Origin of the sequence: Synechococcus sp. H55.11, assembly GCF_047462475.1 — a bacterium.
Lineage (GTDB): Bacteria > Cyanobacteriota > Cyanobacteriia > Thermostichales > Thermostichaceae > Thermostichus.
This window is the reverse complement of sequence record NZ_JANSJI010000073.1, coordinates 15675-31343: the sequence shown is the minus strand read 5'-3', so window position 1 is coordinate 31343 and position 15669 is coordinate 15675. Positions and strand designations below refer to the sequence as shown.

The window sequence follows — 15669 nt, the reverse complement described above, 5'->3', positions numbered from 1 at the left end:
CCTGAGCAAAACTTGCCGCGCAGCATCGTGAAAACTTTATCCCGCTGGCGCAAGCCGTAGTTAAAGGCATACGATCCGATTGCCCAGCTATTGGCGATCACCGGCAGCCTGGTAGTTATAGCCATCTCAAATGGTAATAAAACATTTCTCTGCGTCGTCATTACTACGCAATGCTGTCGCGAACGCGCCGCTCTAACTCCCCTCTCCCTCTGGGAGAGGGGCTGGGGGTGAGGGCCAGCGGCAAAGTGTCTTCGTCTTGTTTGAAACGACTATATGCCCCTTGGCTAGACGGCTGCCTCAAAGGGATCCGCGCTGCGCTGAAGCTGGGTGGATAATTTGGGAATCACCTGCAGCTTGAACTGTTGCTCGAAGGCCTTTTTCTTCTCGTTCAAGCTCCACAGCTCCAGGGCACAGTCGTCGTTGGGATGCCTGGGATCCAAAATCAGCTCCATCTGGCGGGGGCCTTCTCCCAGAAGCTGAAAGCGGCAGTGGAGCCCTTGGATGGCCTGCAGGCGGCGGCGATCCAGAGCACAGGCCATGCGCAACAAGGGGCTAAGTTCCAACACCACTTGGCGATCCCGCTCGTCGCTGAGGCGCTGGAAGTTCTCGTGCTTCTTCTTGGGGGGCGACTTGCGGTGGTAGCGGGCCAGGTTGGCGATCACCTCCACCTCTTCTTCGTTAAAGCCCAACAGCTCCCCGTGGCGGATCAGATAGTAGGAGTGCTTGTGGTGGGCGGCATGGCTGATGAAGTGGCCGCAGTTGTGCAGCATGGCGGCCGCCCAGAGAAGAGCCCGCTCCCGGGATCCCCAGGAGTGCAGGATGCCGCGGGTTTGATCGAAAAGGCTGAGGGCAAACTCCGCCACCCGCTCGGCATAGGGGATCTCCACCTGATATTTTTCCGCCAACTTGAGGACGCTGCGCCGCCGCACCGAGCTGTGGTAGCGCAGCCGATCTTCAATGAGCCCCTGGCCGATCATCCAATCTACGATCAGCCCTTCCCGCAGCGCCCGCTCGCAAAACTGGATCCGCTCCACCCCCAGCAGGCTCATCACCTCCTCCAAGATGACCGCCCCGGCCAGGATGATCTCCCCGCGTCTTTCTCCCAGACCGGGCAGCTTTTGCCGCTCGGCTACCGTGAGAGAGCGCAGCTCTTTGACATAGCCCCGCAGGGCTTCCAGGCTGAACTCATACCCCTGCAGGCGAGTGGGGGGAGCACCCAAGCGGCGGCGGGCATCCAACTGGGCCAGGCACTCGATGGTGCCGGAGGTGCCCACCAAGGTCAGGGATCCCGGCTGTTGGGAAGCAGCAACGATGCGCCTCATCTGCTCGATGGGAGCTTCCAGCATGCCGCGGATGTGTTGTCGCAGGGCCTGCAGCTCGGCAGGGGTGGGTGGGTCGTGGCGCAAAAACGCTTGGGTCAGGCGCACCGCTCCCACCTTGATGCTGCGCAGGAACTCCGGCTCTTGGCCGTTGCCCAGAATCAGCTCGGTGGAGCCGCCACCGATATCCACCACCGCGTGCAGCCGGTTGTGGAACTCCATGGCCGAGAGCACGCCCAGGTAGATGCGGCGGGCTTCCTCCTGGCCTGAGATCAGCTCTACCCGCAGGCCCAGCTCCCGCTCGATCCGCTTCAAAAACTCCGGCCCATTGGGGGCTTCGCGCACGGCACTGGTGGCCACCGCAACAATATCTTGCACCTGAAAGCTTTCAGCAAGGCGGCAAAACCGCTCCAGAGCCACCCGCGCCCGTTCCATGGCGGCAGGCGTCAGGGCGCCTGTCTGGCTGCAAAACTCTCCCAGGCGGACGGTGGCTTTTTCGCGGGAGATGATGGTGAAGCTGGGGATGTGGGGGTTGATGCGCACCACCACCATGTGCAGGGAGTTGCTGCCCACATCGATGGCGGCGATAACCGGAGCAACTCCAGATTCAGAAGAGGAGACCGGTTTCGCTTCAGAGGCGGCGGCAGAGCGTTCGGCAAGGTTGGCGAGCGAAGAGACCATGAATCGAAGGGGTTGCCACACTTCTAGAATACTGTGTGCTTTCCCCCCTTTTTCCTGGCCGGGTTGTGGACTGAGGTTCAAGGGGGCAATTCCCCCCGCCTGGGATCCCGTCTGCCCTGGGCTCAGCCTAAGATAGGGACACGGATAGTCGTTTTTTTGTCGTTAAGCGGGTTCCGATGTCTCAACCAGCCGCGTCGCCTCAGCAGGCCAACAGCCCTCTCAAGCTGCTGCGTACCCACGAATCTCCCAAGCTGGAGCGCATCCGCCACACCACTTCCCACGTTTTGGCGATGGCGGTGCAAAAGCTGTTTCCCAAGGCCCAGGTCACCATCGGCCCGACGACCGACTACGGCTTCTACTACGACTTTGACCATCCCCAGCCCTTCACGCCGGAAGATCTGGAGCGCATCAAAAAAGAGATGCAGGCGATCATCAAGAAAGGCTTGCCGGTGATCCGCGAGGAGGTGAGCCGGGAAGAAGCCAGGCGCCGCATTGAAGCCCTCGGCGAGCCTTACAAGTTGGAGATCCTGGACAGCATCCCCGAAGGCGAGCCGATCACCATCTACCATCTGGGGGACGAGTGGTGGGATCTCTGTGCCGGCCCCCACGTGGAAAACACTAAGGAGATCAACCCCAAAGCTTTTGACCTGCTCAGCGTGGCCGGCGCCTATTGGCGGGGGGACGAGACCAAGCCCCAGCTTCAACGCATCTACGGCACCGCCTGGGAGACGCCGGAGGAGCTGAAGGAATACAAGCGGCGGCTGGAAGAGGCCAAACGGCGGGATCACCGCAAGCTGGGCAAGGAGCTGGGCCTTTTCATCTTTTCCGACGAGGTGGGGCCGGGCCTGCCCCTTTGGACCCCCAAAGGAACTACCCTGCGCTGGGTGCTGGAGGATTTTCTCAAGCAGGAGCAGCTCAAGCGGGGCTATCTGCCGGTGGTGACGCCCCACATCGCCCGCGTGGATCTGTTCAAGATCTCCGGCCACTGGCAAAAGTATCGGGAAGACATGTTTCCCCTGATGGCGGAAAGCGAAGAAGCGCGGGCGGCGGAGCAGGGCTTTGTCATGAAGCCGATGAACTGCCCTTTTCACATCCAAATCTATAAATCGGAGCTGCGCTCCTACCGCGATTTGCCGCTGCGCTATGCCGAATTCGGCACCGTCTATCGCTACGAACAATCGGGAGAGCTGGGAGGGTTAACTCGCGTTCGCGGCTTCACAGTGGACGACGCCCATTTGTTTGTCCGCACCGATCAGTTGGAAGAAGAGTTTCTCAAGGTTGTCGATCTCATTCTGGTTGTTTTCGAGAAGCTCAAACTCAAAGATTTTCGCGCCCGCCTCAGCTTCCGCGATCCCAAGTCCGATAAATACCTGGGATCCCCGGAAGAGTGGGACATGGCCGAAAATGCCATTCGGCGAGCGGTGGAGAAGCTATCAATGCCGCATTTTGAAGGGATTGGGGAGGCGGCTTTCTACGGGCCAAAGCTGGACTTTATTTTCCGCGACGCGCTGGATCGGGAGTGGCAGTTGGGCACGGTGCAGGTGGATTATCAAAACCCGCAGCGCTTTGATTTGTACTATGTAGCCGAAGACGGATCCCGGCAGCGGCCGGTGATGATCCACCGCGCTCCCTTTGGCTCGCTGGAGCGGCTCATTGGGATCCTCATCGAGGAATATGCCGGGGATTTTCCTTTCTGGCTGGCACCGGAACAGGTGCGCATTTTGCCCGTTTCCGACCAATACCTGGGCTATGCCACCCAGGTGCGGGATCACCTGCGGGAACAGGGGATCCGCGTCCACATCGATGCCGACAGCGACCGCCTGCCCAAAAAGATCCGCAACGCCGAGAAGGCCAGGATCCCCTTCATGCTCATTGTGGGAGAACAAGAACAGGCAACCGGCACAGTGAGCGTGCGCCAGCGCCACGGCCAAGACCTGGGATCCCTGACGGTGGCGGAGTTCCTGGCCCAGGCGCGAGCGCTGGACTAGCGGCGGTTAGGCTACCTGTTCCAGCAGCAGCTTCTCGTTTGAATCTGGTTGAAATGTCCATAGTCGTTTCAAACAAGGTTAAGACTCTTCGCTGCCGTCCCAAGCGCTCCGCGCCGCTGACGCGTTCGCCTTTGCCGGCAGGGGGTGTTGGTACCCCCGACCCCTCTCCCGCAAGGGGAGAGGGGAGCTAGAGATCAACCAGCAAGCTGTTTCATAACCGTTTGCAATGACTATAGTCACTTTGAACCGAGGTGAAACAGCCTGTCGATCTAAGCCGTTCTCCTGCCCATACGATTGTAGACAACAGCACTATCAACTGTAGCCCTTACTACAGTATTGCTTCCTTCATCGGAGATACACTTTTAGGCATCTGCAGCCTGACTCCAGAGCGACGGCTCAAGGATAGATCCGATGCCCAAAACGCTGTTTAAAGTTGACCTGACCAAGCCGATGGATCAACAGGATCTGCCAGGTCACAACCGCTGGCATCCTGACATCCCTGCGGTGGTTTCTGTGAACCCCGGCGAAGTCTTCCGAATTGAGTGTAAAGACTGGACGGATGGACAAATTAAGAACAACGATGATCCTTCCGACATTGAGCAGGTTGACCTAAGTGTTGTTCATGTTTTAAGTGGGCCTATTTGGGTTAACGGCGCCCAGCCTGGAGATATCCTGATCGTCGATCTGCTGGACATTGGGCCACTGCCGGGAGACGAGTGGGGGTTTACGGGTATTTTTGCCAAAGAAAATGGCGGAGGATTCCTCACCGATCATTTTCCCAATGCGGCCAAGGCCATCTGGGATTTTCAGGGTATTTACACCACTTCCAGACACATTCCTCATGTGCGCTTTGCCGGCATTATCCACCCTGGCCTCATCGGCTGCGCTCCATCCCACAAGTTGCTGGCAACTTGGAACAAGCGGGAGGCTGAGCTGGTTGCTTCGGCTCCTGATTTGCGCACTTACGGCGCGGGCCTATCTGGTAATCAGCCTGTGCTGGCCGCCTTGCCCAATCCCAAGAACGCGATTTTGGGAACCCTGCCCAAGTCAGAGTATGAGCGGGTTGCTGCCGAAGCGGCCCGGACGGTGCCCCCACGGGAGCACGGCGGTAACTGCGATATCAAAAACTTGTCTAAGGGAACACGGATCTACTTTCCGGTTTACGTGGAGGGTGCCAAGCTGTCGATGGGAGATATTCACTTCTCACAAGGGGACGGAGAGATCTCTTTTTGTGGCGCCATTGAAATGTCAGGCTATATCGATCTCCATGTTGATCTAATTAAGGGTGGCGTCGAGAAGTACGGATTGGTTAATCCCATCTTTAAGCCTGGCCCTGTAGAGCCGCGTTACTCAGAATATCTTGTCTTTGAGGGCATTTCTGTGGACGAGTTTACAGGTAAGCAACATTATATGGATGTTCACATTGCTTACCGACGTGCCTGCTTAAATGCCATCGAATATCTGAAAAAGTTTGGCTTTACGGGAGAACAAGCTTATCTCCTGCTTAGTTCTGCACCCGTGGAGGGCAGGGTGAGCGGGATCGTCGATATTCCTAATGCTTGCTGTACGGTGGCCGTTCCTACACAAATCTTCGAGATAGATATCCTACCCAGGTAAATCCTTAGCTGTTCTTAGATGTTTCGAGCCATCTTGATATCTTTCTCAAGTGTTGGAGTAAGAAGATGCCCCTGTATGAGTTTAAGTGTCAAAGCTGTGGTGAGTTTGAGTTATGGCGACCTCTGTCTCAATACCGGGATCCAGCGTACTGCCCCACTTGTAAGCAAGTGGGTAAGCGTCTTATTTCGGTTCCCATGATTCAACTTTCTAGTTCCTTGCCAGCTCCAAAGGGTGAAAGAGAACCTAAGTTGATCAGGCGGGAACAGCACTCAAACTCTGACTCAAACTCCCGAAGGTATCGACTCCAATCTTGTGGGCGACCCTGGATGTTGCATCATTAGTCGTTTGTGGGCTGGTCAGACCAGATGAAGGAGCCCTGCAGACAATAGCAGCTATCAGGAGCCACAGCCCTGCTTTATTCGGCTGGGAAGCAACATGATGAATCAGCGCTTTATTTCATTTATTGGTGATTCGTAAGGGCCGCCTTGTGGGCGAACTCGCGCCCAAAGAGGCCACTGAAGAGCGTCTGGAACTGCTGATGGGAGATACCCAGGATTTTTCAGCAGCTCAGGAAAAGTTGGGGGTAGTTTGAGAAGACCCTGTTGCCCGCTCTTGGGCCAAGGCTGCCCGCCGCTGCTCCAAGTCTTGCGGGGAGATGCGCCCGTAGGTGACGCTCAGCTCCGCCAGCCGCTGGGCCAGCTCCGGCCGCAGCATCTCCTCGCGGTAGCGCCAGGCCCAGTTGTTCTCGGCCCTGCCGGGGAAGTTCATGCGCGCCTCTGCCCCCAGGCCCATCACATCCTGCAGGGGAATGATGGCCAGGTCGGCCACGGAAGCCAGGGCCAGGCGAATCAGATCCCAGTGGATGCCGTCAGATCCCTGGCAGCCCAGGTAGCGCAACAGATTTTGTTTTTCCCACTCCGGGCGTTCTGGGTCATGAAACCAGCCCACCACGGTGTTGTTGTCGTGGGTGCCGGTATAGACGACGAAGTTGCGCTCATAACTATGGGGCAAATAGGGGTTATCGGGCCCCGAGCCAAAGGCAAAGAGCAGCACTTTCATGCCGGGCAAGCCAAATTGATCCCGCAGTTGCAACACTTCCGGTGTGATGTCCCCCAGGTCTTCGGCAATGACCGGAATTTCCCCCAGCCGGTCGGCCAACGCCTGAAAGAAGTCGGCCCCCGGCCCTTTCTGCCACTCGCCTTCTACTGCTGTTTCCGCCTCGCCAGGGATGGCCCAGTAGCTCTCGAAGCCGCGGAAGTGGTCGATGCGGACGCAATCCACCTGCTTGAGAATGGCCTGGATGCGCCGGATCCACCAGTCGTAGCCGCGAGCCTTGAGCACCTCCCAGTTGTAGAGAGGGTTACCCCAGCGCTGACCGGTGGGGCTGAAATAGTCGGGGGGCACACCAGCTACCTGCAGGGGCCGTCCCTGCTCATCCAGGTGAAACAGCTCGCGGTTGGCCCACACATCGGCACTGTTGGGGGCGACATAGATGGGCAAGTCGCCGATCAGCCGCACCTGATGCCGATGGGCATACTCCCGCAGGGATCCCCACTGTTGGGCAAATAGGTATTGCCAAAACATCTGTTGGGTAATGGCATCGGCATAGCGGTCGCGGGCCTCTTGCAAGGCCAGGGGATCCCGTTGTGCCAGGGCCGGATCCCATTGGGTCCACTCCTGGTCACCATACACCTCTTTGAGGGCCATGAACAGAGCGTAGTCCGGCAGCCAGTCGGCCTCGGCAGCACAGTAGGCTTGAAAGGCTTCCCAGTCGGCGGCGGTGGCCTTGTCTTTGAAAGTGGCCCAGGCGCGGCGCAACAAGCCCAGCTTGAAGGGGATCGCGGCTTCGTAGTCCACCTGCTCGCCATTCCCTGCCTGGATGGCCGGCCATTGGAGCAGATCCTGCCAGCCGCTGGGTTCCAACCAACCGGCTTTGACCAGCAGCTCTGGGCTAATCAGCAGCGGGTTGCCGGCAATGGCAGAAAAGCTCATGTAGGGGGAGTTGCCCCAGCCGGTGGGCCCCAGAGGCAGCACCTGCCAGAGGCGCTGGCCGCTCTCCACCAGAAAATCCACAAACCGGTAAGCAGCCGGCCCCAGATCGCCAATGCCAAAGGATCCCGGTAGCGAGGTGGGGTGCAAGAGGATCCCGCTGAGTCTGCCCATGCGCATGGCTAAGCCTTTTTGCCCTGAGTGGTTTCACCGCCTATCGTGTCACTTTTGCAGCCCGATGGACAGCTCCAGAGGAGACAAAGTCCCAACCAAGTTGCAAAGGTGCCGGGATCCCGTCAGGCCATCTCAGGTGCAGGGCAGGCTTGGGCATACCAGTTGTAGAGGCCATCGCCGGTGGTGAGCCAAGTGTGGGGACGGGATTGGATGTGCTGCAGCGCTTTTTTCAGGGATCCCATGCGCAGAGGCTGCCCGACGATGAAGGGGTGCAGGCCAATGGCCATGATGCGGGGGGAGCGTTCCCCATCCTGCCAGAGGCGGTCGAACTGGTCGATGAGCGCTTGGGCAAAGGTTTCTGCCGGCAGGCGGGCGCTGAGACAGAGGCTGATGTCATTGGCCTCTAGCGTATAGGGGATCCCCAAGAGGGGGCCGGCGGCAGTCGGGAACCAATAGGGTTGATCGTCGTTCACCCAGTCGGTGGTGTAGCGGATCCCGGCAGCCTTGAGCAAGTCAAAGGTGTTCTCGCTAACGGAAAACCCCGGCGTCAGCCAGCCCCAAGGCCGGGAGCCCGAAACCTGCTCCAACAGGGACAAGCTGCGCTCGATCAGCTCTTGTTCGGCTGCGCGGGCCAGGCCGCTGTGGCCGGTGGAGTTGTTCCAGCCATGGGCCAGCACCGACCAGCCGTAGTGGCGGATCCCTTCGATGATGGGGGGGTAAAGCTCTACCATTTCCGCGTTCAGGGCGGCAGTTACCGGGATCCCCAGCTCGGCAAACAGCTCAAACAAGCGCCAAATGCCCACCCGATTGCCGTAGTCCCGCCAGCCGTAGTTGGCGATCTCAGGAGAGCTGGTGAGATGGGGTTGAATGGCCGTGCCCAGCCTGCCGAAGGTGAAGTGCTCGATGTTCATGACCACGTAGACGGCCACCCGCGCCTGATCCGGCAGGCTCGGCAACTTGCGGCTGGGCAGAGCTGAGTAGGCAGGCGGCAGCATCCCCCTCTCTCCAGACACTCCATACCACCTTAGCGGGCCAGCCGGCCTTTCGATTCCCCGGCAAAGGACAAAGCCCGCACCTCTTCCAGGGTAAACAGGCGACGAAACGGGATCCCCATCTCGCGGCAGCGGTCTTCTGCCCCTTCCAGCCGATCCACCAGCGCCAGGATCCCTTCCGCCTGATAACCTGCTGCCCGCACCCGCTCGACAGCCTTCAAGGCCGAGCCGCCGGTGGTCACCACATCTTCCAAGATCCACACCCGGCTGCCCGCCGGCAACTCCGGCCCCTCAATCCAGGCCTGGGTGCCGTGACCTTTGGGCTCTTTGCGCACGATCAGGGCAGGTAGGTTGGCAGGCTCAGCGTGCAGAGAAGCCAGGCTCACCGCCGTCACCAGCGGATCCGCCCCCAGCGTCATCCCGGCCACAGCTTCGGTTTCGGGAGGCAACAGCCGATGGAGCAGGGATCCCACCAGGTAGGCACCCTGGGGATGAAGGGTGACCGGCTTGCAGTTGATGTAGTAGGGGCTCTGTTGCCCAGACGTGAGAGTAAAAGATCCCTCCCGGTAAGCCAGTTGAGCAAGGAGATACAAGAGTTTCTCCCGCGCTTCCTCTGAAGAAAGGGTCAGGGGAGAGCAATCGAGAAGCAGCACAGCAGGGATCCCCTCAGACAACCACCTGAGCCATCAGTTGCTCGACCAGCAGAAGCAGTGTGTTGGCAACAGAAGCCGGCTCTTGGGCATTCAACGTGGCGTAGGGAATTGAGCCATCTTGAGGGTTCAAAAGCAACAAAATATCTTCTGGATCCCAGGCATTGGGGTGATCGACATGGGTGATCCCGATAACCGAGGGGACATTTGTCCTCGCCTTCATAAAAGCTTGGATGGCCTGGGCATTGCGAAACTGTCCGGGCAAGTGGGCGGGCACCAAAAGGATGTACCCATGGGCGCGCTTGATCAAAATATCCCACATAAAGCTAAAACGGGCCTGGCCGGGGGTGCCGTAGAGATGCAGCCACATCTCTTCTCCCTCTTCGCCAATTCTCAGGCGGCCAAAGTCCATGCTGACCGTTGTGCTCTTCTTAAGTTCTGCCACCTCATCGGTGGCCTTGCGATCCGTGTCGACCACTTCGATCTCGCTAATGGTGCGGATAAAAGTGGACTTTCCAGCCCCCACCGGCCCGGTTACAACAATGCGGAGAATATTGTCCATAGTTAGCCTCAGTCGTAAGCCCCCAGCGCAGACCCGCCTGTACAAGCTTAATGAATATTTAAGAGGAAGCTAAGCTGGTAGCGATCAGGCGTTTAAACAAAGCCTCGCTCATGCCCGTTTCTTGCTGAACAGCGTTATAGGCCACCTCAAGATAGGCTTGCTCAATAAAGGAAAGGTCGATCATACAAACTTTGCTTAGACTCATCCGCAGCTGCTCGGGCTTGCCCTCTTTGACCAGCCGGCGGCTCACCTCCTGCACAACCGTAGCCATAGCCGGCACCACGTGTTGAGGGCCGATGCCAACCCGCACATGAACTAGGCCGATTTTCCAGCGGCGCTCGGCATACTGGGGGCCCCAGTTATCCATGCCTGTGAACATTTCCTTAAACCAGTCGGCAAAAGTCTGGCCCAGCCGCTGCCGGTTATGCTTGGCAATGACAGCCGCCATCTCGGCATCGCGATCCAAATAGCCGTAAAAGGCATCCGACATTTCTGCGGCGATGCTGCTGCCCCAGTCGGCACTTTGCTGCAAAATCCTCTTATCTTCATCTGTAAATTGGGTGCGCGACATCAGGACTTGCAGCAGCTCCAGAGGTTTGATAGCCATAGTTCCCTCAAAATCAAGTCAAAATCAAACTTAGCTTCCCCACTTAGCCTCTCTACTTCATGGCTTCCGCAATGCTTGCTGCCACACGCTTCATCTCCAAAAACAGCAAGCCCTGCTTTACCTCAGCGCTGGCAATCGTCAGCAAGACAGCATCGGGGCCGCAACTGGTTAAAACTCCGTATCCTTTTTCTCCCTGCACAAAGATTCTCTCTATGGTCCCACGACCCAACTCTTTCCCAATCCGCTCCCCCAAAGAAAGCATGGCAGCAGACATGGCCGAGGTTCTTTCCTCGTCCATGCCTATGGGCAATGTGGATGCCAAGGGTAGCCCATCAGGAGTGACCACAGCCGCTCCTTGAATTTCTGGCGTGCTGGAAACGTAGTTCTGGAGAATTGCCTGCAAAGAGGATAAATTAGCCATCCTTTCTCTCCCCGCTTTCAAGTCTTTTTATCATCTTCCCGCCCACTTTACGGTTACTGATGGTCCTGCCCGCTGCAGAAGATACTGCCACAAAACCCTCTCACTTATCACGGACTCCCTTCAGTAAAGTAGCCAGTCGCGCAACCAGTGAGGGCTTGACCCGGTCGCCTCCTTCCTGGAAAGACTTAGTGCCCAGCTTTTCTTTCGCAGCTTCCAATTCCAAACTGTCTGCCACCGCTGCCGACTTATCTGAGAAAACCAGAGGCGAAGAGGGAACAATGGCCGTTGGTCTGTCACAGGGGCTGATGAGCCCCAGCTTGGCCAGGCGGGCGCAGGCATAGCGAACTTCCAGAAGATCTGCCCCCAGCAGCCGGGCCAAGTCAGTCAGCCGGCGCGAAGGCGAAACCTGCTCCAGGATCCCCCACTCCAAGGCAGAGAGCTTGTACAAGGGCAGCTCAGTGCTGGTGCGCCAGAAATAGCTGTCCGGCTGCGGCAGGTTCTCCTCAGGAAGCTGATCGAGCTTAAGCTGCTGTAGCCCTTCTAGAACCACAGCACTGGCCCCCTTGCTCAGGCCAGTCATCTCCCGATAGGGCATAGGTGAGTTAGGTAGGAAGCTGAAGTGGCCCGCTTCCAGAGCAAACAAGCTGTAGAGACCCACCTGCAGTTGGTGGCGGAAGAGCTTGGCCAAAGCTGCCGGTGAGATCAACCCTTGCCGCTGCAAACACCGCCCTAGCGGCTCTTCCAGTCCACAGAAAGAAGCCAGCTTTTCCACCACCCGCTCGCTGACCAGGCCGGAACGGGCCAACAAACTCTCCAAGCGATGCTCCTCTTCGGGGGGCAGAGCCGCAATCACCCGACCTTGATAAAACCAGATTTTGTAGATGCCGTTTGGGGCCCAGATGGAAAGTTGCCCTGTCTTGCTGCCCCTTTCGATCAGTTGCAACAGATCGGGCAGAGAAAATTCCTGGAGGTCTCCAACGATGGCCATAGCAATTCTTTAGCCTCCCTTAAGTTGAGTATTGGCGCTTTCAGGGATCCTCAAAGACACCACCATTCTCATTCGCTGATTCCCAGACAACAACCGTGTAGCGACGGCAAAGCCATCTTCGCTCAAGTACTCAACCTGGCAGCAATTTTACTGACGAACGATTTCATTGGAGAGATAGGGTCTAGGCATTGAGCTGCGTAGGATTTTGGCCTCAATTCCTATCACTATTGTGTCGCTCTGATCTAGATCCGTTACAACCATTCAGCTCATCTTTACCTAAATTAACTTCGTAAAGCCAGCGTGGGGAAATGCCATAAGATTTTACCCTGCCGGCTTATTTTTCGCGAATGGTTTTGAGAAGGGTGGAGAGGCGGCTGACCAAAGAAGGCTTAACCAGCTCCTTCTCTTCCCGAGGGTTGGGGAGAAGCTTAGAAGCCGCCGCGAGCGCAGGTTGAGGCGTAGCCGCCGAGCTGTCGCAGGGGCTGAGCAACCCCAACTTGGCCAAGCGGGCACAGGCATAGCGCACTTCCAAGAGATCTGCCTTCAGGGATTGGGCCAACTCAACCAGGTTGCGAGTGGGGGAAATCTGCTCTAGGATTGCCCACTCCAGCGGCGAGAGTTTGTACAAGGGCAGCTCGGTGCTGGTGCGCCAGAAGTAGCTGTCCGGCTGCGGCAGGTTTTCTTCCGGGCGCTGATCCAACCGAAGCTGCTGCAGCGCTTCTAGAACCACGGCGCTGGCCCCTTTGCTTAGGCCGGTCATCTCGCGGTAGGGCAGGGGCACGTTGGGCAAAAAGCTAAACTGGCCAGCTTCTAGGGCAAAGAGGCTGTAGAGCCCCACTTGCAGTTGATGGCGGAAGAGCTTGGCCAGAGCTGCTGGCGAGATCAACCCTTGCCGCTGCAGGCAAAGGCCTAGAGGCTCCTGCAAGCTGCAGAGGAAGGCCAACTCCGCCACCACCTGCTCGCTGACCAGGTTTAAGCGCACCAGCAAGCGCTCCAACCGGTGCTCTTCTTGGGGAGACAAGGCCGCCACCACTCGCCCCTGATACAGCCAAACTCGATAAATGCCAGTAGGTGCCCAAACTGACAGTTGGCCCGTTTTCTTTCCTTTTTCCATCAAATGCAACAGGTCGGCTAGGGAAAATTCCTGAAGATCTCCGAGCATTGCCATGTTTCCGCGCTCCCTCCACCGATTGGATCCCGCCTTTTCAGTATTTTCTCGGTTTTTCCCTTGCTAAGCAAGGTACAAAGTAGGACCACTGCGGGCAAGTTTGAGCTCAATTCTACACTTAGATGCTCAAAAGTTACAGCCAATTCATCTTTTCAATCAAACTTAACCAGAGTCCCCACTCTCTCGGCCTCAATGGAGCGGAAGTTGTGGCAGAAATCCAGCAAAACTTCGGAAACAGCAACAGGTAGCAGTTGAGATATTTGTAGTTTTTAACACTTTTTAACTCTGACCATCAGAAGATCCACGGGTTATAAAAGTTCGCTTGAGAAGGAGCGAATTGAGGACTACACTGAGGGAGCTAAAGGCCATGAGGCCGCCTGCTAGAGCGGGGCTGAGGCCGAGGCCGAATCCGGGCAGGAGCGCGCCGGCGGCCACCGGGATCCCGACCAGGTTGTAGGCGAAGGCCCAGAGGAGGTTTTGCTGGATTTTGCGGAAGGTGGCGCGGCTGAGGCGGATGGCTTCCACGACGTCCCAGAGGCGGTTGCGCATGAGGATGATATCGGCAGTCTCTAGGGCGGCAGCGGTGGCAGAGTGCAGGGCCATGCCCACATCGGCTTGGGCCAAGGCGGGAGCGTCGTTGATGCCATCGCCCACCATGGCAACTCTCTGGCCCTGGGCCTGCAGATCTCGGATAACCTGGGCTTTATCTGCCGGCTGCACCTCGGCAATGACGCGGATCCCTGGCACCTGTAGAGCTTGGGCCACCTGCTGGGCCACCTCGGCCCGATCCCCAGTCAGTAAGACCACCTGCAGGCCCATTTTCTGGAGCTGTTGCAGGGTTGCCTGGGCATCGGGCCGCAAGGGATCCTGCACCGCCAACAGCCCCACCAGGGATCTGTTCAGGGCCACGCCCACCACCGTTTTGACGGCTTGCAGCAGCGCCTTGGCTTGGGCCTGCGCTTCAGGAGAAAGCGGGATCCCCAGGGCGGCAAGCCCCTCTAGGGAGGCCAAGAGGACCTCTTGCCCTTCCACCCGCGCCGAGGCCCCCACTCCCGGCTGGGTGTGAAACTCGTCGGCAGAAAGCAAGGGCAGTCCCCGCTCGCGGGCGGCCCCCAAAATGGCTTGGGCCAGAGGATGGCGGGTGCCGCTTTCTACTGTGGCCGCCAGTTGCAGCAGCCGAGCCGGATCCAGGGCAGGGTCGAGGGCAAGGCAATCCGTTAGGTGCGGATCCCCCTGGGTGAGGGTGCCGGTTTTGTCGAAGACAACTGTTTGCAGGCGGTGGGTTTTCTCCAGGACATCGCCGCCGCGGATGAGCAGTCCCCGCTCCGCGCCCAGTCCGGTGCCCACCAAAATGGCTACGGGTGTAGCCAATCCCAGGGCGCAGGGGCAGGCCACCACCAGCACCGAGATGGCCAGCTTAAGGCTAAGGAGCAGAGGGGTGGGATGGGGGGGGTGATCCCCTAGGTGCAGAGAGGAGTGGAGACCAACCCCCATCAGGATCTCGCTTCCCCAGAGCGGGATCCCGATCCAGTACCAGAAGGCAAAGGTGAGAAGAGCCAGTGCCACCACGCCGTAGGTGAAGTAACCGGCCACCCGGTCGGCCACGCCTTGGATAGGGGCCTTGCGGGCTTGGGCTTCTTCCACCAGGCGGATGATCTGGGCCAGGGTGGTGTCTTTGCCGGTGCGCGTAGCCCGGCACAGCAGCAATCCCGATTGGTTGACCGTCCCGGCCACGATCGCATCCCCTGGCTGTTTGAATACAGGTAGGGATTCGCCGGTGAGCATGCCCTCGTCCACCGTGGCCTGGCCAGCAATCACTTCTCCATCCACGGGGATTTGTTCGCCAGCCCGCACCTGCAGCCAGTCCCCCACCTGCACTTGTTCGAGGGGGCACCACTCTCCCTCTGAGGTCAGGGATCCCGCAGTCTCTTGGGGTGGCACTCGGCGAGCCAAGTTGGGGCGCAGGCTCACCAAAGCTTGCAAGCTGCCGGCGGCCCGCAGACGGCTCTGCTGCTCCAGGGCCCGCCCCAGCAGGATGAAGCTGAGCAGCATCACCGGCTCGTCGAAAAAGCACTCCCAGCCCACCTGCGGGGCCAACAACCCCACCAAACTGGCCAGGTAGGCGGATCCGGATCCCAGGGCGACTAGGGTGTTCATGTTGGGGGCCAGCCGCCGCGCCGCCCGCCAGCCGTCCAGGACAAGGTTGCGGGCCGGGCCGACGAAGGTCAACGTCGCCAACCCCCAGTGCAGCCAGACGTCGTTGAGGACGGGCAAGCCCAGGCGGGCGAACAGATCCAGGTGGCCGGCAGCAGAGATGAGCAGTAAAAAAGCGGCGGTGAGGGCCTGGCGAATCTGGGCTTGGGTTTGCCGCCGCTGCCGCGCGATGGGATCAGCGGGCGCGTCCAGGGCATGATCCCATCCATCTGGGGAAGGAGCTCGACCTTGGGGAGAATCGGCAGCGCAGGAGCTGGGAAACCCCGCCTCTGTCAAGATGCGGGCCAGATGCTCGGGGT

Annotated in this window: 13 protein-coding genes; 3 read left to right on the top strand and 10 right to left on the bottom strand. The window is 58.7% G+C overall.

Going from position 1 to position 15669, the window contains the following annotated elements; translation table 11 throughout:
• Positions 1–284 precede the first annotated feature (284 nt).
• On the bottom strand, positions 285–2000 hold the full coding sequence (locus tag NW853_RS03245; RefSeq protein ID WP_414347731.1) for an HD domain-containing protein: 1716 nt from the start codon (positions 1998–2000) through the stop codon (positions 285–287).
• A 176-nt stretch (positions 2001–2176) separates the two neighbouring features.
• On the opposite strand from NW853_RS03245, the gene thrS reads away from it, so the two are divergent.
• The 3 genes from thrS (at position 2177) to NW853_RS03230 (ending at position 5946) form a co-directional block, all read left to right on the top strand.
• Positions 2177–3988: a threonine--tRNA ligase gene (gene thrS, locus NW853_RS03240; RefSeq protein ID WP_414347729.1), complete on the top strand. Its 1812-nt coding sequence runs from the start codon at positions 2177–2179 to the stop codon at positions 3986–3988.
• Between the two features lie 411 nt (positions 3989–4399).
• Positions 4400–5605: a formamidase gene (gene fmdA / locus NW853_RS03235; RefSeq protein ID WP_414334726.1), complete on the top strand. Its 1206-nt coding sequence runs from the start codon at positions 4400–4402 to the stop codon at positions 5603–5605.
• 65 nt (positions 5606–5670) lie between these two features.
• Positions 5671–5946 (top strand): FmdB family zinc ribbon protein, encoded by a 276-nt coding sequence (locus tag NW853_RS03230; RefSeq protein WP_414347726.1) that lies wholly within the window; start codon positions 5671–5673, stop codon positions 5944–5946.
• 226 nt (positions 5947–6172) lie between these two features.
• Here the strand turns inward: NW853_RS03230 and malQ are convergent, their stop codons facing one another.
• From malQ to NW853_RS03185, 9 genes are all read right to left on the bottom strand, one after another.
• Positions 6173–7774, bottom strand: coding sequence for a 4-alpha-glucanotransferase (gene malQ / locus NW853_RS03225; RefSeq protein ID WP_414347725.1), 1602 nt, complete (start codon positions 7772–7774; stop codon positions 6173–6175).
• Between the two features lie 116 nt (positions 7775–7890).
• On the bottom strand, positions 7891–8763 hold the full coding sequence (locus NW853_RS03220; protein ID WP_414334729.1) for a polysaccharide deacetylase family protein: 873 nt from the start codon (positions 8761–8763) through the stop codon (positions 7891–7893).
• A gap of 29 nt (positions 8764–8792) precedes the next feature.
• Complete coding sequence (pyrE, locus tag NW853_RS03215; RefSeq protein WP_414334730.1) at positions 8793–9413, bottom strand: orotate phosphoribosyltransferase; 621 nt, start codon at positions 9411–9413, stop codon at positions 8793–8795.
• A 13-nt stretch (positions 9414–9426) separates the two neighbouring features.
• Complete coding sequence (locus NW853_RS03210; protein WP_414347722.1) at positions 9427–9972, bottom strand: GTP-binding protein; 546 nt, start codon at positions 9970–9972, stop codon at positions 9427–9429.
• A 58-nt stretch (positions 9973–10030) separates the two neighbouring features.
• Entirely contained in the window at positions 10031–10579 is a 549-nt protein-coding gene (locus NW853_RS03205; protein ID WP_414334732.1) for a protoglobin domain-containing protein, read from the bottom strand.
• Positions 10580–10631: 52 nt separating this feature from the next.
• The gene (locus tag NW853_RS03200; RefSeq protein WP_414347720.1) at positions 10632–11000 is read right to left on the bottom strand and encodes a roadblock/LC7 domain-containing protein; all 369 of its coding nucleotides are present in this window, start codon (positions 10998–11000) and stop codon (positions 10632–10634) included.
• A 100-nt stretch (positions 11001–11100) separates the two neighbouring features.
• On the bottom strand, positions 11101–11988 hold the full coding sequence (locus NW853_RS03195) for a DUF4388 domain-containing protein (protein WP_414334734.1): 888 nt from the start codon (positions 11986–11988) through the stop codon (positions 11101–11103).
• 334 nt (positions 11989–12322) lie between these two features.
• Positions 12323–13156 carry a DUF4388 domain-containing protein gene (locus tag NW853_RS03190; RefSeq protein WP_414347719.1) on the bottom strand — a complete coding sequence of 278 codons (834 nt, stop codon included), beginning with the start codon at positions 13154–13156 and terminating at the stop codon, positions 12323–12325.
• Between the two features lie 279 nt (positions 13157–13435).
• Positions 13436–15669, bottom strand: a 2234-nt coding sequence (locus NW853_RS03185; RefSeq protein ID WP_414347716.1) for a heavy metal translocating P-type ATPase, incomplete at its 5' end; no start/stop codon positions are given.